This window comes from Mycobacterium sp. 29Ha (assembly GCF_032883055.1).
Classification (GTDB): domain Bacteria; phylum Actinomycetota; class Actinomycetes; order Mycobacteriales; family Mycobacteriaceae; genus Mycobacterium; species Mycobacterium gallinarum.
The window spans coordinates 1-21,062 of the sequence record NZ_JAMQTI010000007.1; the positions used below are offsets into that span (position 1 = coordinate 1).

Here is a 21,062-nt window from a genome sequence, read left to right on the forward strand (position 1 = left end):
GTCGGAGGCGGCGATCGAAGACATGACCCCATCAAAACAGAGGGGTCCGACAAGTCCTGGGCCGCAACAAATTAACGACAACGTCGCTTAGTGGACCTAGCGGCGTAGGCCAGCGAGCACACGCTCCCGCATCGACCGCGCGGGTGCGTCGGCCGCCGCGGCGAGCATGTCGGCAACCGTCGTGAACTTGTCGCGGGGCCGATGCTCGCCGCCGCGCGCGATCTCCGCGTCGTCGATGGCCTTCCATCCCGCAGCGCCGATCACGTCGGGCCGCCTGCTACGCACGAGCTTGTCCAGTGCGGCCGGCTTGCCCGCCGGATCCGCGAGTAAGCCCGCGTTGTAGTCGGCGACCAGGTTGTGCACCGTCTCGCCGGCACACGATTTGTTGGTGCCGATGAAGCCGGTGGGGCCACGCTTGATCCAGCCCGCCACGTAGCTGCCGCGCACGGTCTCACCCGACGCCGGATCGATGACCCGGCCGCCGTCATTGGGCACCACCGCAGCGTCGTCATCGAACGGAAGGCCGCGAATCGCCTTGCCGCGGTAGCCGATCGAGGTCAGCACAAGACCGGCGTCGATGTGGCGAACCTCGTCGGTACCAGTCACCGCGAACTCGACTCCCGTCGCGCGTTGCTCACCGAGGATGCGTACCGGCGTCAACTCAAAAGCCAACCGGATGCGGGGTCTGTGCGCGGGCGGCCGCCCGCACGATCCAGAATCCCCGAGCTTCGACAGGATCTCGAGCTTGTTGCGCGTCAACGGATCTGTGACCGTCGCGAGGTCGCTGATGACCCGATCATGATCTGCGCTGTCCAGCACCACATCACACACCGAGGTCAGCCCGATCAGTTCCGGAAGTGTGAAAGCCGAGTACACCGGACCTCGCCGGGCGGCGACGACGACCTCGTTGACCTTCGAGCCGCGCAACGCGGCCAGCGCGTGGTCGGAGATGTCCGTGCGCGCCAGCACATCGGGGTCGGTGGTCAGGATGCGAGCGACGTCTAACGCCACGTTGCCGTTGCCGATGACAACCACCCGCTCGTGGTTCAAATCGACTGGCAGTTCAGTGAATTCAGGGTGGCCGTTGATCCACGCAACCATCTCGGTGGCGGTTCCCGTGCCGGGCAGGCCCATGCCGTCGATCTCGAGGCGGCGATCGTTGGGCGCGCCGACGGCGTAGAGCACGGCGTGATGGTGAGCCAGCAGATCGGCATGCGTGACATCCGATCCCACGTCGACGTTCAGATAGAACGTGAAGCCCGGCAGCTTCGTCACCTTGTCGAAGAGCGCTGTCACCCGTTTGGTGCTCTGATGGTCGGGGGCCACCCCGGCACGCACGAGCCCGTACGGGGTCGGCAGCCGCTCGAAGACGTTGACCCGCACACCGCGCTGCGTCAGCAGTTCGTCAGCGGCGTACATGGCCGCCGGCCCCGAGCCGACGATCGCGACCGTCAACGGTCCACCGGAGCGTGGCCGGACCAACGGCGCCTCGAGCACCGGCGCCAGCTTGGACGTCGGCGGCAGCTTCCCCTCGGGTTTGGGATAGAACGACGCGTTCAGCTCGATGAACGGCAGCTGCTCGGGTTCGAGCTTGGTGTCGGGTGCGATCGCGCCGACCGGGCACGCCGACACACACGCGCCGCAATCGACGCACGCGATCGGGTCGATGTAGAGCATCTCGGCGGTGGCGAAGCCCGGCTCGTCCGGTGACGGGTGGATGCAGTTCACCGGACAGGCGTAGACACAGGACCCGTCGCTGCAACACGACTGGGTTATCACGTGAGGCATGGGTGCCCTACGCGGCCGACACCAGATGCTGGCGGGCAGGCTCACTGCGATACCGGCTGGGCCGGCCGCTGATCCGACACATCCGCCAGATCAGTTTCGCGAGCGGGTTCATCAGCCCGGTGTCGTGGGCAAGCATCCGGACGTCGCCGAACATGTCGCGCAGCATCTGCCGCGATTCGGGTGACTTGAAGAAGATCTCCTTGCGGACCGACCGCGGGATATCGAATTCCTTCCAGAACGCCCGCGGCGGCACGATGATCGCCGAGCACAGCACGCGCATCACGACCGGAACGTAGAGCGACAACCAGAACCGCTTCCGCCGCGGCAGTTCAGGAACTCGCTTGCGCAGGTATTCGTGCGCGAACGAGATGTGCCGCGCCTCTTCGGCCACGTGGATGGCCATCACGCGCTCCATGATCGGATGCAGCGTCTTGCCCTCGCGCAGCACGTTTTTCTGGGTGTGGTCGATGGGCTCCTCGCCGGCCAGAATGCCGAACCAGAACGGGATCGGCAGCGGCCCCGCGACGAGCGGGATGGTTGGCTGAATCCATTTCAGCAAGCGCGGCATACCGGGCACATCGGCACCGATGCGGTTGACCATCTCCTGGAACATCATCGTGTGGTTGCACTCTTCGACCGCCTCGTGCAGGCAGTACCGGTACTCCGGCGAGCCGTTGGGCGTCCAGAAGGCGTACTCCATGAGCCCGCGGATCAGAATGGACTCGAAGTGCAGACCGACCTTCGCGACGTTGGCCTGCCGCCACATGCCGATCTCGATCTGCCGCTCTTTCGGCTGCGACTGATACCAGGGGTGCTTCCCGATCGGGTCGGTCGCCGGCAGGATCCAGCGTTCGTCGTTCTCGACCACCTTGAACTCCGGCGAGTCCCAGTCGATGTCGGTGTACGGATTGAAGTTGCGTCGCACCGACCCCTCGGACAATGTGGTGAGCATGTCGACGTATGCGGTGTCATCGGTGACATCCATATTGCGCCGCCAGCGCCGGACCATGCGTGTCCGGGCTTCCTTGACTGCCATTCGACACCTCCTCGGTGAGGTCTACGAGCCTTGATTGTCAAACACGGTACCGCAGGTATCGCATACCGTGAATACCCCTTTCCGGCATGTGGCACACCGGGCCCGGAACCTACTTTTGTGACGGAGGCCACACATGGTTGAGCTGAAGACGCGAGACGAAATCGACTTGATGGCCGACGCAGGCGCCGTCGTGGCCGAGGCGCTAAGCGCGGTCATCGAGCAGGCGAAGCCGGGGATGACCGCCTTGGACCTGGACCGCATCGCCGCTGAGGTCTTGTCGCGGCACGGCGCGTCGTCACCGTTCCTGAACTACCACCCGCGGTGGGCGCCGACCCCGTTTCCCGGCGTGCTGTGCGTCAGCGTCAACGACGCCGTTGTGCACGGCATCCCCAATGAGTACGTACTCGCCGACGGCGATCTGGTGTCGGTCGACTTCGGCGCCACCCTGCGCGGCTGGACCGGTGATGCGGCGCGCAGCTTCATCGTCGGCACCCCGCGCGACGGGGACGCCGCGCTGATCGAGGCCGCCGACGCCGCGCTCGCGGCGGGCATCGCGGCGGTGCGGCCGGGCAACAGGCTCGGAGACGTCGGCTATGCGATCTCGACAACGGTGCACGAGAGGGGCTTCGGTCTGCTCGCCGACCATGGCGGGCACGGAATCGGCCGCACCATGCACGAGGACCCGGACGTACCCAACGAAGGCCGTCCCGGCAAGGGAATGAAGTTACGTCCCGGTTTGGTCATCGCGATCGAGCCCATGTTGATCGGCGACGGCACCGACGAATACCGCCACGACCCCGACGGGTGGACGCTCCGAAGCTTGTCCGGCGCGCGTGCCGCGCACAGCGAGCACACCGTTGCCGTCACCCCCGACGGGGCTCGCATCCTGACCAACTAGCGACAGCTACCTCTTCGCGAAGTCGCCAGCCACGGTCAACATGCTGCCGCTTCTGACGGCCGAGAATCCCGCATCGGTCATGCCACAGTCGGTGATGACCGCGCGGTGCCCCGGACTGTTCATCCACCAATTCACCGCGGCAGCAGGCGAACCGCCGGGGCCATTGGCCCAGAACACGATTTCGCCGAGATCCTCGAACGACGTATAGCCGGCGTCCGTGACGCGCTGGACGACAGAGGAGCCGTCCGAACCCGTGTGCGCCTGCACCCCGGTCCTGAGCATGTCGTTGGCGTGCCGTGCCGCCGACGCCGTCAACTGCGGATTGGGCGCCACCGGACCGCACCCGTTCGCCGCGCGCGTGGCGTTGATCTGGTTCAGCACCGCGCCGCCCTCGTCTCCGGAAGCCTGCGCCGGCGCCGCAGCGGCTATCGAACCGAAAGCCGCCATCGCCGCAGCACACATCGGCATGAGGGTCGAAAATTTCCCATGACTGATCACGTGCCCCCCAATGGGCTCAGTCCCCGACAGATCACATTATGGATACAAATTGGTTCCACTGTGTGTTCTTTACCCACTTTTTCAGCATTTTCTGCATCCCCTCCCCGCTGAAAGCGCACAGCGTGGGTCACTACTCTTGTCCCCATGGCCGACCTCACGATTCCCGCCGACCTCAAACCTCGCGACGGCCGCTTCGGCTGCGGACCGTCCAAGGTGCGCCCCGAACAGCTGCAGGCCCTCGCCGCAGCGGGCGACGTATTCGGGACGTCACACCGGCAGGCGCCGGTCAAGAACCTCGTCGGTCGAGTGCGTGACGGGCTGCGTCAACTCTTTTCGGTGCCCGACGGCTACGAGGTCATCCTCGGCAACGGCGGCACCACCGCGTTCTGGGACGCGGCCGCGTTCGGATTGATCGACAAGCGCTCGCTGCACCTGACCTACGGCGAATTCAGCAGCAAGTTCGCCTCGGCGGTGGCCAAGAATCCGTTCGTCGGGGACCCGGTCGTCGTCAAGGCCGAAGCAGGCAGCGCACCCAAACCACAGTCGGATCCGTCGGTGGACCTCATCGGGTGGGCGCACAACGAAACATCAACGGGCGTAGCGGTTCCCGTGCAGCGACCCAAAGGCTCAGACGGCGCGTTGATTGCCATCGACGCCACCTCGGCAGCCGGCGGCCTGCCCGTCGACATCGCCGACGCCGACGCCTACTACTTCGCACCGCAGAAGAACTTCGCCAGCGACGGCGGCCTGTGGATCGCGATCCTCTCCCCCGCTGCGCTCGCCCGCGTGGAGGCCGTCGCGGCGTCGGGCCGCTGGGTGCCCGAGTTCCTGTCGCTCCCGATCGCGATCGAGAACAGCCTCAAGAACCAGACCTACAACACCCCGGCGATCGGCACGCTGATCATGTTTGCCGATCAGCTCGAATGGATGCTGGGCAACGGCGGCCTGGACTGGGCGGTCAAGCGCACCGCCGACTCGTCGCAGCGGCTGTACAGCTGGGCCGAGGCGTCGAAGGTGGCCACGCCCTTCGTCGCCGACCCCGAGCTACGGTCGCAGGTCGTCGGCACCGTCGATTTCACAGACGAGATCGATGCCGCAGCGATCGCGAAGGCACTTCGAGCCAACGGCATCGTCGACACCGAGCCCTACCGCAAACTCGGTCGCAACCAGCTGCGCGTCGGCATGTTCCCGGCCGTCGAGCCGGACGACGTGAGCGCGTTGACCGCGTGCATCGATTGGGTCGTCGAACGCCTCTGACCTGCCCGCGTGTCTACCTGGTAACAGGCGGATAACGCAGTAGGGTCGCTTGATCGGGCATCGTATCCGCCCGGAGGAGGTCGACATGCGCAAACTCAAAGTCGTTGGACTCGACGTCGACGGCAGACAAATCATCTGCGAGGCCGACGACTCCGGCGAGAAGTTCCTCCTGGTCCCCGATGACCGGTTGCGGGCCGCCGCGCGCGGCGACAAGACCGGATCCACGCCATCCCGGGAAACTTCTCAAACCAACGATGAGGGTCCAAGCGTGCTGCGTCCCAAAGAGATTCAAGCCAAGATCCGCGCAGGTGCTTCCGTCGAGCAGGTCGCCGCGGCCTCCGGCGTCGACTTGAGCCGCGTCGAGCGCTTTGCTCATCCGGTCCTGCTGGAGCGGTCGAGAGCGGCCGAGCTGGCGACGGCCGCGCACCCGGTGCTGGCCGACGGCCCCTCGGTGCTGACGCTGTTGGAGACGGTGACGACGTCCCTGATCGCCCGCGGTCTGGGCGCCGAGGCCACCAACTGGGACGCCTGGCGCAACGAAGACGGACGCTGGACCGTCCAGATGGCGTGGAAAGCGGGCCTGTCCGACAACGTTGCGCATTTCCGGTTCACCCCGGGCGCACACGGCGGCACGGTGACTGCGGCCGACGACTCGGCATCCGAACTCATCGACCCGAACTTCGCGCGTCCGCTGCGACCGGTCGCCGCGGTGCCACACTTCGAGCAGGAGGACGAGCCGGAGCCGGTCGCCGAACCTGAGCTCGACCTCAGGCCGGAGTCCGAGCCAGAGCCCGAGCCGACACCGCCTGCCGCGCCGAAGCCACGCGCACGCAAGGGCAAGCCGGCAGTGCCCGCGTGGGAGGACGTGCTGCTCGGCGTGCGGTCCAGCGGCCAGCGCTGACGCTTGACCTGAACTTACGTGGTGAATCCCGTTATCCCGCAAGGCCGATAGCGATGGCGGCGATCCATGCGCAGGCCACCCCGACGGCGGCACCAAGAACGAACCAGCGCCAGACGGGTCGCTTGCGCCATTCCCACACGGTCGGCGTCAGCCCGCCGACGGCGACCAGATTGAGGCCGACGGCCAACATCGGGTGCACCCTCATCAGTCCCACGCTCAGCACGACGATGGCGGCACCGACAACCGCGGCGACGAACGCGGACACCGTCAGGCCCATCGCCCACGGAGTCGAATCGTCGGTCACCGGTTCAATCTAACCCGCTCATAGAAGGCCAGCGCCGCGGCGGTGGCCACGTTGAGCGAGTCGGTGCCGCGCGACATCGCGATGCGCACGCGCACGTCACTGGCCCGCATCGCACGTTCTGACAACCCCGGTCCCTCCGCGCCGACGAGCACCGCTACGCGATGATCGGCCATATCGGTCATCGCGTTGGACAGTGTGCGAGCCGACGGATCGGGTGTCATCGCCAGCAGCCGAAAGCCGCTGTCCCGCAGCATCTCCAGATCCCCGGGCCAATCAGCCGCCCACGCGTAGGGCACCAGCAGGGCGTGTCCCATCGACACGCGGACGGCACGTCGGTACAGAGGATCCGCGCACCCCATGCCGAACACGATCGCGTCGACGTCGAGGCCGGCGGCATTGCGGAAAATCGATCCGAGGTTCTCGTGATCGTTGACGCCCTCGAGCACTGCGATCGTCCTGGCGGTCTCGATCACCTGCGACACCGTCAGCTCGGGTGGGCGCGACGCCGATGCCAACACTCCGCGGTTGAGATGGAAACCCACCACGTCGGCCATCACGTCGGCGCTCACGCGGTAGTACGGTGCCGCGACGCCGTCCAGGTCGGCGGCCAGTTCTGCCAGGCGCCGGTCCGTGCCCAGCAGGGCCCGCGGCGTGAACCGCGAAACGAGCATGCGCTGCGCGACCAGCACACCCTCGGCGATCACCAAGCCCTTCCCGGTCGGCAGGTCGGGTCTGCGGTCCACGCTGTTGAGATCGCGAAAGTCGTCCAGCCGCGGATCGGCGGGGTCGGAGACGTCGATTACTTCTGACAATCCCCGCTCGCTACGCTCGTGCCCGCCGGATACCGCTCACGCGCTTTCGTCGACTATCGCCGACATCAGGTCGGCGGCGGTCAGCAGTGCCTCCCGTTGTTCCGGAGCGAGTTTAGCCAGCCGTTTCGACAGCCACTCCTGGCTCGCGCGGCGCTCGGCCTCGATCAACTCGACCCCCGCCGGCGACACCGACACCAGGACCTGGCGCCGGTCGTCGGGATGCGCCATCCGCGCGACGAGGCCTAGTTCGCAAAGCGTTCCGATCACCCGAGTCATCGAAGGTGGACGCACGCGTTCCTTCTCGGCTAACACGCCCGGCGTCATCGGACCCTCCTTGGCAAGGGTCGACAGCGCCGACAGCTGAGAGAGCGATACATGCGAATCCGGTCGTCGGAAGCGCAATTGGCGGGCCAGGCGGATGACCGCGAGCGACAGATCGCTCGCCAAGCGACCGTCGGGTTCTTTCACGAGGCAAAGAGTACATAGCAGTGCTGAAGAAAAGGAAGGTTATGGGTTAGGTTTCAATCGATGACCCCGCAACCACCCGCCCTGCCGCCTGCCCTGCTGAAGCCGTGGCCGGTGATCGCTGTGATCACGACGGGCTGGCTGATCGCGACATTGTTGGCCTTCACGGTGCCCGCACTGCACGGCTGTCGGCCATTCGCGATCGCCGGGCTCGGCGTCGGCGTGCTTGGCACATCGATCTTTCTGTGGCAGCGTCGGGCGGTGCGCCGCGGGTCGCGCGGCGCGCAGAGCGGACTCGACTGAATTCGTCTGACACCCAAGGAGGTAGCGATGGCAGAGCCGCTATTGCAAGCTCAAGTTGAAATCAACGCTCCGGTCACGAAGGTCTGGTCGCTGGTTTCCGATCTGAGCAAGATGCCGCAGTGGAGCCCGCAGTGCCGGCTGATGAAGACTCTGGGCGGTCCACTGCGCCAGGGCAGCCGGACGATCAACCTCAACCGGCGCAAGTACCTCATGTGGCCGACCACCAGCCGCATCACCGAATTCATTCCCGACAAGAAGCTGGCCTTCCGGGTGAACGAGAACGGGACCATCTGGAGCTACGAGCTCGAACCCACCGAAACCGGAACCCGGCTGATCGAAACGCGGCATGCGGAGAACGGCGTGAAGCCGTTGTCCAACGCAACGGTGAACGCGTTGATGGGTGGCGTGCCCAACTTCGAGCGCGAACTCGTCGAAGGAATGAACGAGTCGCTGTCGCGGATCAAGGCCGCGGCCGAACGCTAGTCGGCCGGTTCGGCGAGGTCCAGGACGCCGTCGTCGTAGGGATCGAAGAGCGGCGAACCGCTGCCCGGCGGCTGGGGCGTATCCGAATGAGCACCGCAGCCGTACTCGGCGTCGACCACGTGGCCGTCGGCGGACATCTCGTTGGCGCACACTCCGAACATCAACCCGAGCGATCCTGACACCGGGAGATAGAACCCGCAGTCGCGGCACACGCGGCGCGTCGACCGTGCCATCGCGGAACCGGGCCCGTACTCGCCGTCGTGCCAGCGCTGCGCGGCGTCGGCGCGACCCCACGGACCGAGCACCTGCCTGCGGCCGAAGCCCACTTCCGCGGCTACCTCGTCGACCTCGGGGTCCCCACTGGACATGAAGCCGGGTACGAGCCGGGGGTCGTCGGCGGGGGGAGCGAGCAGATCGCCGGGGCTGAGGTCGCCAGGCTTGACGCGCTCGTTCCAGGGCACCCACTTCGGTGCGAGCAGCGCCGTCGGACCGGGCACCAACACGACCTCACTGATGGTGGCGTGATCGGCGCCCGGGCACGCGGCCACGACGACGGCCCACTGCCAGCCGCGGTAACCGGGCATGTCGGCGAGGAACCTGTGGGTGGCCGCGGTCGGATCGTCGAAGCCGGCGCCGAGATACTCCCCGACGGTGTCCTCACCACTGAACTCGACGATCGCGGCACGCGCGTCGTCGACGGAGCCCAGGAGCACCGTCTCCAGGTCAGGCCGGGGCACGGCATCCCCGTCAGGGGAGGCCACGCCGTTCTCGGCGGATTCCGTCACGCTGTCCATTGGCATTGATTTTGCCGTAGCCGCCGACAAGTAGCCACACCGGTCGGCTGCACGTGCGCTGTGGCCTCGATGGGGGAGAATCTTTTCTGTGACCGGACCGCGTCGTGACGACAGGGATCGAGCGGGTTCGCGTGAGTTCGGCGGTCGCCCGCCCAGCTATTACCCGCCGCGCCCGCCCGCCGGCGGCCAGGAACACCCGGGGACGGCCAACTACCCCAGTGATCCCGGCGACGGCGGCCACCGCCGGGCGCGGCCGAATCCCACTCCGAGTGCCAACCGGTGGCTGCCACCGCTCGACGATTCGGCACGGTCACGCGCATCCGTACCCCCGCGCGGCTCCGTCGGCGCCGGGGCGGGCGAACGGATCACGGTGACCAGAGCGGCCGCACAACGCAGCCGCGAGATGGGCTCCAAGATGTACGGCCTGGTGCACCGCGCCGCTACGGCCGACGGCGCCGACAAGTCCGGGCTGACCGCGCTCACGTGGCCGGTGGTCGCCAACTTCGCGGTCGACGCGGCGATGGCCGTCGCACTGGCCGACACGCTGTTCTTCGCAGCGGCCTCCGGCGAGAGCAAGGGCAAGGTCGCGCTGTACCTGCTCATCACCATCGCGCCGTTCGCCGTCATCGCTCCCCTGATCGGACCCGCACTGGATCGGCTGCAGCACGGGCGCAGGGTCGCACTCGCCACGTCGTTCATCCTGCGCACCGCGCTTGTGGTGGTGTTGATCGCCAACTTCGACGGTGCCACCGGCAGCTTCCCGCCGTGGGTGCTCTACCCGTGTGCATTGGGAATGATGGTGCTGTCCAAGTCATTCAGCGTGTTGCGCAGCGCGGTGACCCCGCGGGTGCTGCCGCCGAGCATTGACCTGGTCCGGGTGAATTCTCGGCTGACGATGTTCGGTCTGCTTGGCGGAACGATGGTCGGCGGCGCGGTTGCCGCTGCGGCCCAGTATCTCTTCCGCGTACTGGAACTGCCCGGCGCGCTGTACGTCGTCGTCGCCGTCTCGGTGGCGGGCGCAGCGCTGGCGATGCGGATCCCCAAGTGGGTCGAGGTGACCGAGGGTGAGGTGCCCGCGACGCTGAGCTACCACGGTCGCACCGGTGAGCTGCGCCGCGAGCCAGCACCCCAGAAGTGGACCCCGGCACGACAACCGTTGGGCCGCAACACGATCACCGCGCTGTGGGGTAACTGCACCATCAAGGTGATGGTGGGCTTCCTCTTCCTCTACCCGGCCTTTTACGCGAAATCGCACGACGCCAGCGGTTGGGAACAGCTGCGTATTCTCGGCATGATCGGCGCGGCCGCCGCCATCGGAAACTTCATCGGCAACTTGGCCAGCGCGCGGATGCAGCTCGGCCACCCGGCCCAGATGGTCGTGCGCTGCACCATCGCGGTCACCGCGAGCGCGCTGGCGACCGCCATCGCAGGCAATCTCTTGGTGGCTGCGATCGGCACGCTGATCACGTCGGGCGCGAGCGCGATCGCGAAGGCGTCGCTCGACGCGTCGTTGCAGGACGACCTCCCCGAACGGTCCCGAGCGTCCGCCTTCGGTCGTTCAGAGTCGTTGTTGCAGTTGGCCTGGGTCGCTGGCGGCGCGATCGGCGTGCTGATCTACACCCAATTGTGGGTCGGCTTCACCGGTGTCAGTGCGGTACTGATCCTGGGCCTCGCGCAGACGGTGGTGAGCTATCGCGGCGACTCGCTGATCCCCGGCCTCGGCGGTAACCGTCCGGTCCTGGCCGAGCAGGAGGGCGGACGCCGCCCGGACAATGCGGCGGTGGCGCCGGAGTGAAACGCGTTCTCGCCGTCCTGGCGGTCGTGGTCGTCATCGCGTCCGCGGCCACGGGTGTGTTGATCTGGCGGCTGGCCCAGCACCCTCCGCCCAAGCACCCGGAGATCAGTGCTTACACCGACGGACAGCTCGTACGGATCGGGCCGTACAGCTATTGCGACGTGGTGAACCTCAACGACTGCGAAACCCCGCAAACGATAGGCGAACTCGCCGTCGACGGGCGGCACCCGGTGCAACTGTCGGTGCCGTCGGCGATCTCCGACGCACCCTGGTTACTCGGCCGCACGTACGAGGGCTCCGACGTGCTCGAGGAGTTCACCCCGGGCAGCACGCTCGCGGTCACCATTCCCACCGTCGACCCGCATCGCGGAAAGCTCACCGGCTTCGTCGTGCAACTGCCCACGATCGTCGTCGACCAGGACGGCAACGAGTTGCCGGCATGGCATGCGGAGTGGTCGGTGCGAACGGTCTGGCCTCAGCCCGCTGAATGACCGGCGGGCACCCGTTCGCCGTCGCGCGTCGAACCCGGCGGCGTGCCATCGCCAAACGGCCTGCCGCCCAACGCTTCCCGCCCATGCGGGGCTAACCAGTTGGACAGATCCGGGCCTTTCGGCACGATCTGCGTCGGGTTGATGTCTTTGTGCACGATGTAATAGTGCTGCTTGATCTGCACGAAATCGGTGGTGTCGCCGAAGCCGGGGGTCTGGAAAAGGTCGCGGGCGTAGGCCCACAACACCGGCAACTCGGAGAGCTTGTTGCGGTTGCACTTGAAGTGGCCGTGGTAGACGGGGTCGAAACGGGCCAGCGTCGTGAAGAGACGCACATCGGCCTCAGTGATGGTGTCGCCGACCAGATATCGCTGATTCTCGAGCCGTTCGGAGAGCCAGTCCAGCGCGGTGAACAACCGGTCGTAGGCCTTGTCGTAGGCGTCCTGGGAGCCGGCGAATCCGCACCGGTACACGCCGTTGTTCACCTCGGTGTAGATGCGCTTGGCGACCTCGTCGATCTCGTCGCGCAGATGGTCCGGGTACAACTGCGGCGCGCCCTCGCGGTGGAACTTCGTCCACTCGGTGGAGAAGTCCAGCGTCATCTGCGCGAAGTCATTGGTCACCACCTCGCCCGTCGGCACGTCGACGATCGAGGGCACGGTGATGCCCTTCTCGTAGTCGGGGAACCGCTTGAGGAAGGCGTCCTTGAGGCGCGGAATCTTCAACACCGGGTCGACGCCGCCGGGGTCCAGGTCGAACGTCCAGCTGTCCTGGTCGTGGGTGGGACCGCAAAAGCCAATGGAGAGAATGTCTTCGAGCCCCAACAGCCGTCGCACGATGATGGTGCGGTTGGCCCACGGGCAGGCCCGCGCGACGACCAATCGATACCGGCCGGCCTCGACGGGATACCCGTCGCGACCGTCGGCGGTGATTCGCGTGGTGATGTAGTTCGTGTCGCGGTTAAAATCGCCACCGCTGGCGACATAGCTCATGTCTCCAGCATGCCCGAAGGAAAATTCAGGCGTCGAGCTCGCTTGCGACGGCACGCACCACTTCGGACACTCGTCGTGCGACCTTGCGATCGGGGTACCGGCCCTTACGTAGCTCGGGCTGAACCGCGCCTTCCAGCAGCGTGATCATGTCCTCGACCATGCCGTGCAGCTCGTCCGGTGTGTGCTTGTGCTCGGCGGCAGCCGCCTCACGACGGGTGCGCGTCAGGCTCGGCGGCGAGTCGATGATCTTCACGCTCAGCGCCTGCGGGCCGCGACGACCGGCGGCCATGCCGAACTCGACTTTCTGTCCGGCCTTGAGCCCCTCGACGCCCGACGGCAGCGCGGACGAGCGGACGTAGACGTCCTCACCGTCCTCCTGCGACAGAAAGCCGAATCCCTTTTCGGCGTCGTACCACTTAACCCGGCCGGTCGGCACTGGTCTCACCTGCTTGTCTTCTGAAGCGCCCAACAAAAGGAAAGCGTCCCGTGCGCAGGGACGCGTCTCGGGTGATCCTACTCGGACCTCGAACCGCCCTCACCCCCTTTACTCGGTAGGCTGGAACGACCGCTGGAGGGAAAGATGCGCCTGATCCTGAACGTCATATGGTTGGTCTTCGGCGGTCTCTGGCTGGCGTTGGGCTATCTGCTGGCAGCGTTGATCTGCTTCATCCTCATCATCACGATCCCGTTCGGCTTCGCATCGTTGCGCATTGCGTCCTACGCGCTGTGGCCGTTCGGCCGAACCGTCGTCGACATGCCGGGTACGCGTCCGGGTGCGCTGATCGGGAACATCATCTGGGTCATCCTGTGCGGCATCTGGCTGGCCATCGGCCATCTCGTCAGTGCAGCCGCCATGGCGATCACCATCATCGGCATTCCGCTGGCGCTGGCCAACCTCAAGATGATTCCGATCTCGTTGCTGCCGCTGGGCAAGGAGATCGTTCCGGTTGACAGCCTCAACGGCGGGGCGAACCGGTCGATCGGAGCCGCCGCATGACGGTCGTCGACCTGGGTGTGCCGTCGCTGGGCCCGGCCGATCCCGCGCCCACAGACGGTCCACTCGTCGACACCTTCGGGCGGATCGCCACCGACCTGCGCGTGTCGTTGACCGACCGGTGCAACCTACGCTGCACCTACTGCATGCCCGCCGACGGGCTGGACTGGCTGCCGGGCGATCAGCTGTTGGCACCGGCGGAGCTGATCCGGCTGCTACACATCGCCGTGACGCGGCTGGGCATCACCAGCGTGCGCTTCACCGGCGGCGAGCCGTTGGTAGCCAAGAATCTCGATGAGATCGTCGCCGCCACCGCCGCACTGCGGCCGCGGCCCGAGATCACGTTGACCACCAACGGCATTGGGCTTGCCCGGCGCGCGGCGAAGCTGAAGGACGCCGGGCTGGACCGGATCAATGTGTCATTAGACACCGTGGATGCCGCACGGTTCAGCCGGATCACCCGCCGCGACCGGCTCAGCGACGTGCTCGACGGCCTCGCGGCCGCAAAGGCCGCAGGGCTCAACCCGGTCAAGGTGAACGCGGTGCTCGACCCGGACACCGGTCTGGACGATGCAGTGCAACTGCTGCGGTTCTGTATCGACCACGGATACCAGCTGCGCATCATCGAGCAGATGCCGCTCGACGCGGACCATCAGTGGCAGCGCGGCAGGGCCGTGAGTGCGGATGACATCCTCGCCGTGTTGCGCCGCCACTTCGATCTCACGCCGAACACGGAGCCGCGGGGTTCGGCGCCCGCAGAACTGTGGCGGGTCGACGGTGACTGCGGCTTGGTGGGCGTCATCGCCTCGGTCTCGCACGCGTTCTGCTCGGCGTGCGACCGTACCCGCCTGACCGCGGACGGCCAGGTTCGCAACTGCCTGTTCGCACGACAGGAGACGGATCTGCGTCACCTGATGCGGACGGGCGCCGACGACGACGGCCTGGCAGCCGCCTGGCGCGCCGCGATGTGGGCCAAAGCCGCCGGGCACGGCATCAATGACCCTGGCTTCGTCCAGCCGGATCGTCCGATGAGCGCAATCGGCGGGTAGGCGTGACCTCTACCTCCAGGACCACCAGGCCCACCGATATCGAGGTGACCGTTCGGTTCTTCGCCGCCGCGAGGGCCGCCGCAGGTAACGAAGTGGAGACGATCCGGCTTCGTCCGCACACGACGCTCGCCGCGTTGGTCGCGCAACTCAGCGCGCGCGACCAGAATCTCGCGAAAGTATTGATGCGCTGCTCGTTTCTGCGCGACGGCGTGGCCGTGCGCGACGCCGACGTGGCGTTGACAAACGCCGCGACCATCGACGTTCTTCCGCCCTTCGCCGGCGGGTGATGGTGATTTGCATCACATAACGAAATGATCACAGACTGGCTACGGACAGGTGGAGCGTCCAAAGCACCTGCAAGAACGTCAGAATCTCCTGCGGGTTTAGAGCTCCTTTAGGATTTGCCCAAGGGGAAAACGCCGTTATCTGCAAAAGATGACGCTCACGGGCATACCCATTACCGTCGACTCCCAAGTCCCTCGACCTCAATCGGGTGACCCGCTGTGCCCCGATCGCGCCGAGCTCCGTCCAGTCGGGACCCAGTCAACAACGAACAACTTTGGACGGAGGCGGGGGACCCACCGGTCCACCGAAACGGAAGGACCTGGAGCAGATTTCGGCTCCTTGGGGTGAAGCCGGCGTCGTCTCGACGCCGCCGGCCGGGCAACCTCTCCAGCCCGAACCCGACAGCTGACCTCGCGGGCGCTTGAAGAGAGGACACCAACGCACCTATGAGTGGACGGCATCGTAAGCCCACTGCATCGGCCGTAAACGTCGCGAAGATCGCCTTCACAGGCGCTGTCATCGGCACTGGGGGCATTGCCCTCGCCGGACAGGCCAACGCCGCCACCGACGGCGAATGGGATCAGGTCGCCAGGTGCGAATCTGGTGGCAACTGGGCGATCAATACCGGCAACGGATACCACGGTGGACTCCAGTTCTCCCCGAGCACCTGGTCGGGCCACGGCGGCGGCGAGTTCGCGCCTGCCGCGTACCTGGCCAGCAAGGAAGAGCAGATTGCCGTCGCCGAGCGTGTGCTCGCCGGTCAGGGCAAGGGCGCATGGCCGTCGTGCGGTGGCCCGCTGTCCGGCCCCACGCCGCGCAATGTGGTCGACGACGCGATCGCCGACCTGAACAACCTGCTGCCGCCTCCGCCGCCGAACCCGTTCGCTCCCCCGCCGCCTCCTCCGCCACCCGCGCCGTTCGACGCGCTGGCCGCACCGGCTCCGCCGCCGCCACCTCCGGGTGCACCACTGCCTCCGCCGCCACCCCCGGCCGACGCGCTCGCCGCCCCGATTCCGCCGCCGCCACCCCCGGCCGCACCACTGCCTCCGCCGCCACCCCCGGCCGACGCGCTCGCCGCCCCGATTCCGCCGCCGCCACCCCCGGCCGCACCACTGCCTCCGCCGCCACCCCCGGCCGACGCGCTAGCCGCCCCGGTTCCGCCGCCGCCGGCCGACCCGATGGCCCCGCCGCCGCCACCACCACCGATCGACGCGCTGGCCGCACCGGTGCCTCCGCCGCCGGTCGACTCGATGGCCCCGCCGCCCCCGGCACCGATCGACGCGCTGGCCGCACCGGTTCCTCCGCCGCCGCCGGTCGACCCGATGGCCCCGTCTGCAGACGTCGCGCAGCAGCTGGCGGACTGGGATGTCGCCGAGGGCACCGTGCCTGCCGATCAGCCTCAGATGTGGGCGTTGCACGCCGACGCACCGCTTCAGCCCGCACCGGCAGTTCCTCCGCCGCCGGCCCCCGCGCCTGATCCGCTGGCCCAGGTCAACCTTCCGCAGCCCGCCATGGACGCGGCCAACCAGGCCGTGTCCGGTGAGCTCCCCGTGCCCGCCGAGGTTCCGCATCTGCCGAGCCCGGAGAACCTGAATCCGGGGACGACGATCGACCGCGGCGCCGTCACGACCGACAGCCCCAACGTCTCGTACCTCAAGGAGATCTGGCACGCGATCCAGACCCAGGACGTCACCGGCAAGGATGCGCTGCTGGCGCTGACTCAGCGTCCGTTGACAACCCCGGACCGCACCACCGGTCAGGTGCCCAACCTGCCGGGCCAGCTCCCGCCGGATCCGGCGCTTGCGCCTCCGCCGCCCCCTGCTCCGGCACCGGGACTGCCCGCGCCGGCGGCACCTCCGGCGCCCGGTGCGCCGCCGCCGCTACCGCCTGCCTGAGTCCACGCTCAGGCCGATCCGACCCACTCTTCGGAGCCGTCCGAGAAGAACTGGTGTTTCCACACCGGGAGCCGTTCTTTGACGGCGTCGACCAAACGCTGGCAGGTTTCGAACGCCGCACCGCGATGGTCTGCGGCCACGGCCGCGACGAGTGCGGCGTCGCCGATGTCGAGTACGCCGATGCGGTGGCTGACCGCGATGGCCCGCACCCCGTGACTGGTTGCGGCGATCTCGGCGGCCACGTCGGCCAAGGTCTGCTGCGCCGTGGGGTGCGCCGAATACTCCAGCCGGATCACCCCGCGGCCGCCGTCGTGGTCGCGAACAACGCCGGCGAAACCCACCACCGCGCCCGCGGCTTCATGAGCGACAAGCGCTTCGTACTCGGCCAGCTCGATCGGGTGGTCGCTGACTTCGGCGCGCAGGACGACGGTCATCGTGAATGGTCCCCTCCCGCAAGCTGATCCAGTGCGTGCTCGAGCACTCTGTCCAGCACCGCCAGACCGTCTTTGACGCCACCGGTCGAACCCGGAAGGTTGACGATCAGGGTGCGTCCCTTTACGCCGCAGACGCCGCGGGAGAGCACAGACGTAGGCACTTTGTCTTCGCCTGCTCGACGTATCGCGTCGGCGAGACCGGGGATCTGGTAGTCGACAATGGCGGCGGTCGCCTCCGCGGTGCCGTCGGTCGGCGATATCCCGGTTCCGCCGGACGTGATGACGACGTCGACCTTTTCGCCGACCGCGGCGGACAGGGCCTGGTTCACTCCACCACCGTCGGCGACGACGGTCGGTGCGGGGGCGCCGATGCCCCGTTGTTTGAGCCAGCCGACGATGACCGGTCCGGTCTTGTCCTCGTACACCCCCGCCGCGGCGCGGGTGGAGGCGATGATGACCCGCCCCGACCGGGTATCCGCAGCCGTCACCGCACCCACGTGCCGGTCTTGCCGCCTTCTTTGCGCAGCACTCTGATGTCGTCGATGCGGGCTGCGGGGTCGACCGCCTTGATCATGTCGTAGAGCGTCAGCGCGGCGACGCTCACCGCCGTCAGCGCCTCCATCTCGACGCCGGTGCGGTCGGTGCTGCGCACGGTCGCGGCAATCGCCACCTGAGCGCCGTCGATCACGAAGTCGATGTCGACCCCCGTCAGGGCCAGCTGGTGGCACAGCGGAATCAAGTCGCTGGTGCGCTTGGCCGCGAGAATGCCGGCGACCCGCGCGGTAGCCAACGCGTCGCCTTTGGGCAGCCCGCCCGACGCGATCAGCGCGACGACCTCGGGGGTGGTGTGCAGAGCACCGGCCGCGACGGCGGTGCGCTTGGTGGCGTCCTTGGCGGTGACGTCGACCATGTGCGCCGCGCCTGCTTCGTCGATGTGCGAGAGCGCGGGGCGGGCGGAGGGCGCCGAAGCGGCCCCTGCCGGTTCGGTCACTACTTGTTGACGACCGTGACTGGGTGCACGTATGGAACGTCGTCGGTCGGCAGCGGGAACGTCAGGTCTCCGAACGGCGACAACGCCCCGGTGCGGTCGGCAGCCAGCTCGCTGACTGCGTGATCGTCGTCGCCGTCGGTTGCGGGCCAGCCCGGGTCGACATACTGCTTCTTCTGCCGTTTGTTGTCAGCCACGCCTGACATTGTGGCAGGCAACGCGCGCAGTGGCGACACCGGCGGGCTGCTTTACGCTGGTCAGCAATGACCGAAAACGCGCCGGGCATTCCTCTGGGCTCCTGGCTGGCCGAACTCGGCGATGAGCGGCTGATCCGGCTGCTGGAGTTGCGGCCCGATCTGACACAGCCCCCGCCGGGGACCATCGCGGCGCTGGCGGCGCGGGCGCAGGCACGCCAGTCGGTCAAGGCCGCGACGGATGACCTGGACTTTCTTCATCTCGCGGTGATCGACGCGCTGCTGGTCCTGCGTGCCGATACGACGGCGGTGCCGCTGTCGAAGCTGCTGGAGCTGATCGGTGACGGGGGTGCCGAGTCGGTCGTGATGGGGGCCGTCGAGGACCTTCGCGAGCGCGCGCTGGTGTGGGGCCACGATTCGGTGCGGGTCGCCTCCGAGGCAGCGACGGGCCTGCCCTGGTATCCCGGTCAGGCCACGGTCGAAGACACCGAGCCGAGAGGGCTCGCCGAGCGCCTCGCCGGCCTCGACGAGGCGCAGTCCGACCTGTTGCAGCGGCTGTTGGAGGGCTCGCCGGTGGGACGCACCCGCGACGCGGCCGCCGGCACCCCGCCGGATCGCCCGGTGCAGCGACTGCTGGCGAATGGACTGCTACGTCAGGTGGACGACGAGACGGTGATCCTGCCCAGGCTCGTCGGCCAGGCGCTGCGCGGTGAACTTCCCGGGCCTGTCGGGCTGACCGCACCCGATCCCGTGGTGTCGACTACGACGATCGCCGACGTCGACGCGGTGGCCGCGGGTGCCGTGATCGACTTGCTTCGCGAGGTCGAGGTTGTGCTCGAAACCCTCAGCGCTGCACCTATTCCCGAGCTGCGCAGTGGCGGGCTCGGTGTGCGCGACGTCAAACGGATGACGAAGGTCACCGGCATCGACGAAAGCCGGCTCGGCGTGATTCTCGAGGTGACCGCCGCGGCCGGGCTGATCGCGACGGGCATGCCGGAACCAGAACCGCAGGACGGCACCGGCCCCTACTGGGCGCCGACTGTGGCCACTGACCGCTTCCTCGAATCTCCGACCGCGCAGAAATGGCATCTGCTGGCGTCGACATGGCTGGAACTGCAGGGCAGGCCAAGCCTGGTCGGGAGCCGGGGCCCTGACGGTAAACCCTATGCGGCGCTTTCGGATTCGCTGTTCTCGACAGCCGCGCCGCTGGACCGGCGGCTACTCCTGGAGACGCTCGCCGGTCTCGCGCCCGGCGCCGGCGTCGACGCCACCGAGGCGGCACGCGCGATGATCTGGCGCCGGCCCCGCTGGGGCAATCGACTGCAACCGGGCCCGGTGGGTGCGTTGTTGGTGGAGGCGCACATGGTCGGCGTCGTCGGCCGCGGTGCGATCAGCACCCCGGCGCGCGCCCTCCTATCGGACGCCGCACCGGAGAATGTCGTCAAGGCGATGGACAAGGTGCTGCCCCAGCCCATCGACCACTTCCTGCTGCAGGCCGACCTGACGGTCGTGGTGCCGGGCCCACTGGAACGGGACCTCGCCGAGCAGTTGGGTGCTGTCGCGAGGGTTGAGTCGGCGGGTGCAGCGATGGTGTACCGAGTCAGCGAGTCGTCGATCCGACGCGCGCTCGACACCGGACGCACCGCGGCAGACCTGCACGCCTTCTTCGACCGATACTCTAAAACCCCTGTCCCACAAGGACTCACGTACCTGATCGATGATGTCGCCCGCCGGCACGGACAGCTGCGGGTCGGCATGGCCGCTTCGTTCGTGCGATGCGAGGACCCAGCGTTGCTGGCCCAGGCGATCACCGCACCGGCGGCCGAACAGTTGGAGATGCGGCTGCTGGCGCCCACCGTAGCGGTGTCCCAAGCGCAGATCTCCGAGGTGCTGGCCGCCCTTCGAGAGGCCGGCTTCGCCCCTGCGGCCGAGGACTCGACGGGCACGATCGTCGACCTCCGCGAGCGGGGAGCCAGGGTGCCCGCACCATCGCGCCGTCGGTCCCATCGGACGCCGGCCCCGACCAGTCAGACGCTGGCCGCGATCGTCGCGGTCCTGCGCAGGGTGGCGGCCGGACCGTCGACCGGCATGCGGCTGGACCCGACTGTGGCGATCACCCAGCTCCAGGAGGCCGCCCACCTCCAGATGTCGGTGGTGATCGGCTACGTCGACCCGGCCGGGGTCGCCACGCAACGGGTGGTGGCACCCATCAATGTTCGCGGCGGGCAGCTGACCGCCTACGACCCGGCGTCCGGCCGCGTACGGGAGTTCGCCATCCACCGCGTCACCTCTGTCGTGTCCGCCGAGCAGTAGCGAAACGGGGGCATGTCCGCGCCTTCTGGATAATGGATGGGATGACCAGCGAGCGAGAAGTGCTGGGGGCACCCCCGCCCTCGGCAGGGGGACGGG

At 67.6% G+C, this 21,062-nt stretch carries 25 protein-coding genes and 1 riboswitch; of the genes, 12 read left to right on the plus strand and 13 right to left on the minus strand.

Going from position 1 to position 21,062, the window contains the following annotated elements:
• Nucleotides 1-96 precede the first annotated feature (96 nt).
• Nucleotides 97-1,788: an FAD-dependent oxidoreductase gene (locus tag M1248_RS10540; protein ID WP_317148295.1), complete on the minus strand. Its 1,692-nt coding sequence runs from the start codon at nt 1,786-1,788 to the stop codon at nt 97-99.
• Between the two features lie 7 nt (nt 1,789-1,795).
• Nucleotides 1,796-2,824 carry a diiron oxygenase gene (locus M1248_RS10545; RefSeq protein WP_317148296.1) on the minus strand — a complete coding sequence of 343 codons (1,029 nt, stop codon included), beginning with the start codon at nt 2,822-2,824 and terminating at the stop codon, nt 1,796-1,798.
• Nucleotides 2,825-2,957: 133 nt separating this feature from the next.
• Here M1248_RS10545 and map point away from each other — a divergent pair, with 133 nt between their 5' ends.
• Complete coding sequence (map, locus tag M1248_RS10550) at nt 2,958-3,722, plus strand: type I methionyl aminopeptidase (RefSeq protein ID WP_317148297.1); 765 nt, start codon at nt 2,958-2,960, stop codon at nt 3,720-3,722.
• Nucleotides 3,723-3,728: 6 nt separating this feature from the next.
• Here map and M1248_RS10555 read toward each other — a convergent pair whose 3' ends face one another.
• Nucleotides 3,729-4,169, minus strand: a complete 441-nt coding sequence (locus M1248_RS10555; protein ID WP_317148298.1) for a CAP domain-containing protein — start codon at nt 4,167-4,169, stop codon at nt 3,729-3,731.
• Between the two features lie 195 nt (nt 4,170-4,364).
• On the opposite strand from M1248_RS10555, the gene serC reads away from it, so the two are divergent.
• The gene (serC, locus tag M1248_RS10560) at nt 4,365-5,477 is read left to right on the plus strand and encodes a phosphoserine transaminase (RefSeq protein WP_317148299.1); all 1,113 of its coding nucleotides are present in this window, start codon (nt 4,365-4,367) and stop codon (nt 5,475-5,477) included.
• 85 nt (nt 5,478-5,562) lie between these two features.
• The gene (gene sepH, locus M1248_RS10565) at nt 5,563-6,378 is read left to right on the plus strand and encodes a septation protein SepH (RefSeq protein ID WP_317148300.1); all 816 of its coding nucleotides are present in this window, start codon (nt 5,563-5,565) and stop codon (nt 6,376-6,378) included.
• Between the two features lie 31 nt (nt 6,379-6,409).
• Here sepH and M1248_RS10570 read toward each other — a convergent pair whose 3' ends face one another.
• Genes M1248_RS10570 through M1248_RS10580 form a run of 3 tightly spaced genes read right to left on the minus strand, consistent with a single transcriptional unit; the run spans nt 6,410 to nt 7,962 of the window.
• A complete protein-coding gene (locus tag M1248_RS10570; RefSeq protein ID WP_317148301.1) occupies nt 6,410-6,682 on the minus strand; it encodes a DUF2537 domain-containing protein in 273 nt (90 codons plus the stop codon).
• A complete protein-coding gene (locus M1248_RS10575; protein ID WP_163730793.1) occupies nt 6,679-7,494 on the minus strand; it encodes a TrmH family RNA methyltransferase in 816 nt (271 codons plus the stop codon). The genes M1248_RS10570 and M1248_RS10575 overlap by 4 nt, the downstream gene beginning before the upstream one ends.
• A 36-nt stretch (nt 7,495-7,530) precedes the next feature.
• Nucleotides 7,531-7,962, minus strand: a complete 432-nt coding sequence (locus tag M1248_RS10580; RefSeq protein WP_163730795.1) for a MarR family winged helix-turn-helix transcriptional regulator — start codon at nt 7,960-7,962, stop codon at nt 7,531-7,533.
• Nucleotides 7,963-8,022: 60 nt separating this feature from the next.
• On the opposite strand from M1248_RS10580, the gene M1248_RS10585 reads away from it, so the two are divergent.
• Together M1248_RS10585 and M1248_RS10590 are read left to right on the plus strand one after the other, a co-directional pair.
• Nucleotides 8,023-8,262, plus strand: a complete 240-nt coding sequence (locus M1248_RS10585) for a DUF2530 domain-containing protein (RefSeq protein ID WP_163730796.1) — start codon at nt 8,023-8,025, stop codon at nt 8,260-8,262.
• 27 nt (nt 8,263-8,289) lie between these two features.
• Nucleotides 8,290-8,745, plus strand: coding sequence for an SRPBCC family protein (locus M1248_RS10590; RefSeq protein ID WP_163730798.1), 456 nt, complete (start codon nt 8,290-8,292; stop codon nt 8,743-8,745).
• Here M1248_RS10590 and M1248_RS10595 read toward each other — a convergent pair.
• The gene (locus tag M1248_RS10595) at nt 8,742-9,539 is read right to left on the minus strand and encodes a DUF3027 domain-containing protein (RefSeq protein WP_163730801.1); all 798 of its coding nucleotides are present in this window, start codon (nt 9,537-9,539) and stop codon (nt 8,742-8,744) included. The two genes, M1248_RS10590 and M1248_RS10595, sit on opposite strands and share 4 nt — an antisense overlap.
• Nucleotides 9,540-9,627: 88 nt before the next feature.
• Here M1248_RS10595 and M1248_RS10600 point away from each other — a divergent pair, with 88 nt between their 5' ends.
• Both M1248_RS10600 and M1248_RS10605 read left to right on the plus strand, forming a co-directional pair.
• Nucleotides 9,628-11,334 carry an MFS transporter gene (locus M1248_RS10600; protein ID WP_317148302.1) on the plus strand — a complete coding sequence of 569 codons (1,707 nt, stop codon included), beginning with the start codon at nt 9,628-9,630 and terminating at the stop codon, nt 11,332-11,334.
• A complete protein-coding gene (locus M1248_RS10605; protein ID WP_163730803.1) occupies nt 11,331-11,825 on the plus strand; it encodes a DUF2771 domain-containing protein in 495 nt (164 codons plus the stop codon). Before M1248_RS10600 ends, M1248_RS10605 begins: the two co-directional genes overlap by 4 nt.
• Here M1248_RS10605 and M1248_RS10610 read toward each other — a convergent pair.
• Together M1248_RS10610 and M1248_RS10615 are read right to left on the minus strand one after the other, a co-directional pair.
• Nucleotides 11,810-12,814, minus strand: coding sequence for a glutathione S-transferase family protein (locus M1248_RS10610; protein WP_317148303.1), 1,005 nt, complete (start codon nt 12,812-12,814; stop codon nt 11,810-11,812). The genes M1248_RS10605 and M1248_RS10610 overlap by 16 nt on opposite strands.
• A 25-nt stretch (nt 12,815-12,839) precedes the next feature.
• A complete protein-coding gene (locus tag M1248_RS10615; protein WP_163730807.1) occupies nt 12,840-13,250 on the minus strand; it encodes a cold-shock protein in 411 nt (136 codons plus the stop codon).
• A gap of 144 nt (nt 13,251-13,394) precedes the next feature.
• On the opposite strand from M1248_RS10615, the gene M1248_RS10620 reads away from it, so the two are divergent.
• The 4 genes from M1248_RS10620 (at nt 13,395) to M1248_RS10635 (ending at nt 17,037) form a co-directional block, all read left to right on the plus strand.
• On the plus strand, nt 13,395-13,811 hold the full coding sequence (locus tag M1248_RS10620; protein WP_163730808.1) for a YccF domain-containing protein: 417 nt from the start codon (nt 13,395-13,397) through the stop codon (nt 13,809-13,811).
• Nucleotides 13,808-14,857 (plus strand): GTP 3',8-cyclase MoaA, encoded by a 1,050-nt coding sequence (gene moaA / locus M1248_RS10625; protein WP_317148304.1) that lies wholly within the window; start codon nt 13,808-13,810, stop codon nt 14,855-14,857. Before M1248_RS10620 ends, moaA begins: the two co-directional genes overlap by 4 nt.
• A gap of 2 nt (nt 14,858-14,859) precedes the next feature.
• Nucleotides 14,860-15,144: a MoaD/ThiS family protein gene (locus tag M1248_RS10630; RefSeq protein WP_317148305.1), complete on the plus strand. Its 285-nt coding sequence runs from the start codon at nt 14,860-14,862 to the stop codon at nt 15,142-15,144.
• A gap of 253 nt (nt 15,145-15,397) precedes the next feature.
• Nucleotides 15,398-15,578, plus strand: a riboswitch (cyclic di-AMP (ydaO/yuaA leader).
• Nucleotides 15,579-15,588: 10 nt separating this feature from the next.
• A complete protein-coding gene (locus M1248_RS10635; protein WP_317148306.1) occupies nt 15,589-17,037 on the plus strand; it encodes a transglycosylase family protein in 1,449 nt (482 codons plus the stop codon).
• Nucleotides 17,038-17,045: 8 nt separating this feature from the next.
• Here the strand turns inward: M1248_RS10635 and M1248_RS10640 are convergent, their stop codons facing one another.
• From M1248_RS10640 to M1248_RS10655, 4 genes are read right to left on the minus strand one after another with little or no spacing between them, the layout of a single operon-like run.
• A complete protein-coding gene (locus tag M1248_RS10640) occupies nt 17,046-17,471 on the minus strand; it encodes a molybdenum cofactor biosynthesis protein MoaE (RefSeq protein ID WP_317148307.1) in 426 nt (141 codons plus the stop codon).
• Entirely contained in the window at nt 17,468-17,959 is a 492-nt protein-coding gene (locus M1248_RS10645; protein ID WP_317148308.1) for a MogA/MoaB family molybdenum cofactor biosynthesis protein, read from the minus strand. Before M1248_RS10645 ends, M1248_RS10640 begins: the two co-directional genes overlap by 4 nt.
• Complete coding sequence (gene moaC / locus M1248_RS10650; RefSeq protein WP_317148309.1) at nt 17,956-18,462, minus strand: cyclic pyranopterin monophosphate synthase MoaC; 507 nt, start codon at nt 18,460-18,462, stop codon at nt 17,956-17,958. The genes M1248_RS10645 and moaC overlap by 4 nt, the downstream gene beginning before the upstream one ends.
• Nucleotides 18,462-18,665 (minus strand): hypothetical protein, encoded by a 204-nt coding sequence (locus tag M1248_RS10655; RefSeq protein ID WP_174262100.1) that lies wholly within the window; start codon nt 18,663-18,665, stop codon nt 18,462-18,464. Before M1248_RS10655 ends, moaC begins: the two co-directional genes overlap by 1 nt.
• A gap of 57 nt (nt 18,666-18,722) precedes the next feature.
• Between M1248_RS10655 and M1248_RS10660 the strand changes: the two genes are divergently transcribed.
• Nucleotides 18,723-20,966 carry a helicase-associated domain-containing protein gene (locus tag M1248_RS10660; protein ID WP_163730823.1) on the plus strand — a complete coding sequence of 748 codons (2,244 nt, stop codon included), beginning with the start codon at nt 18,723-18,725 and terminating at the stop codon, nt 20,964-20,966.
• The last annotated feature ends 96 nt before the right edge of the window (nt 20,967-21,062 follow it).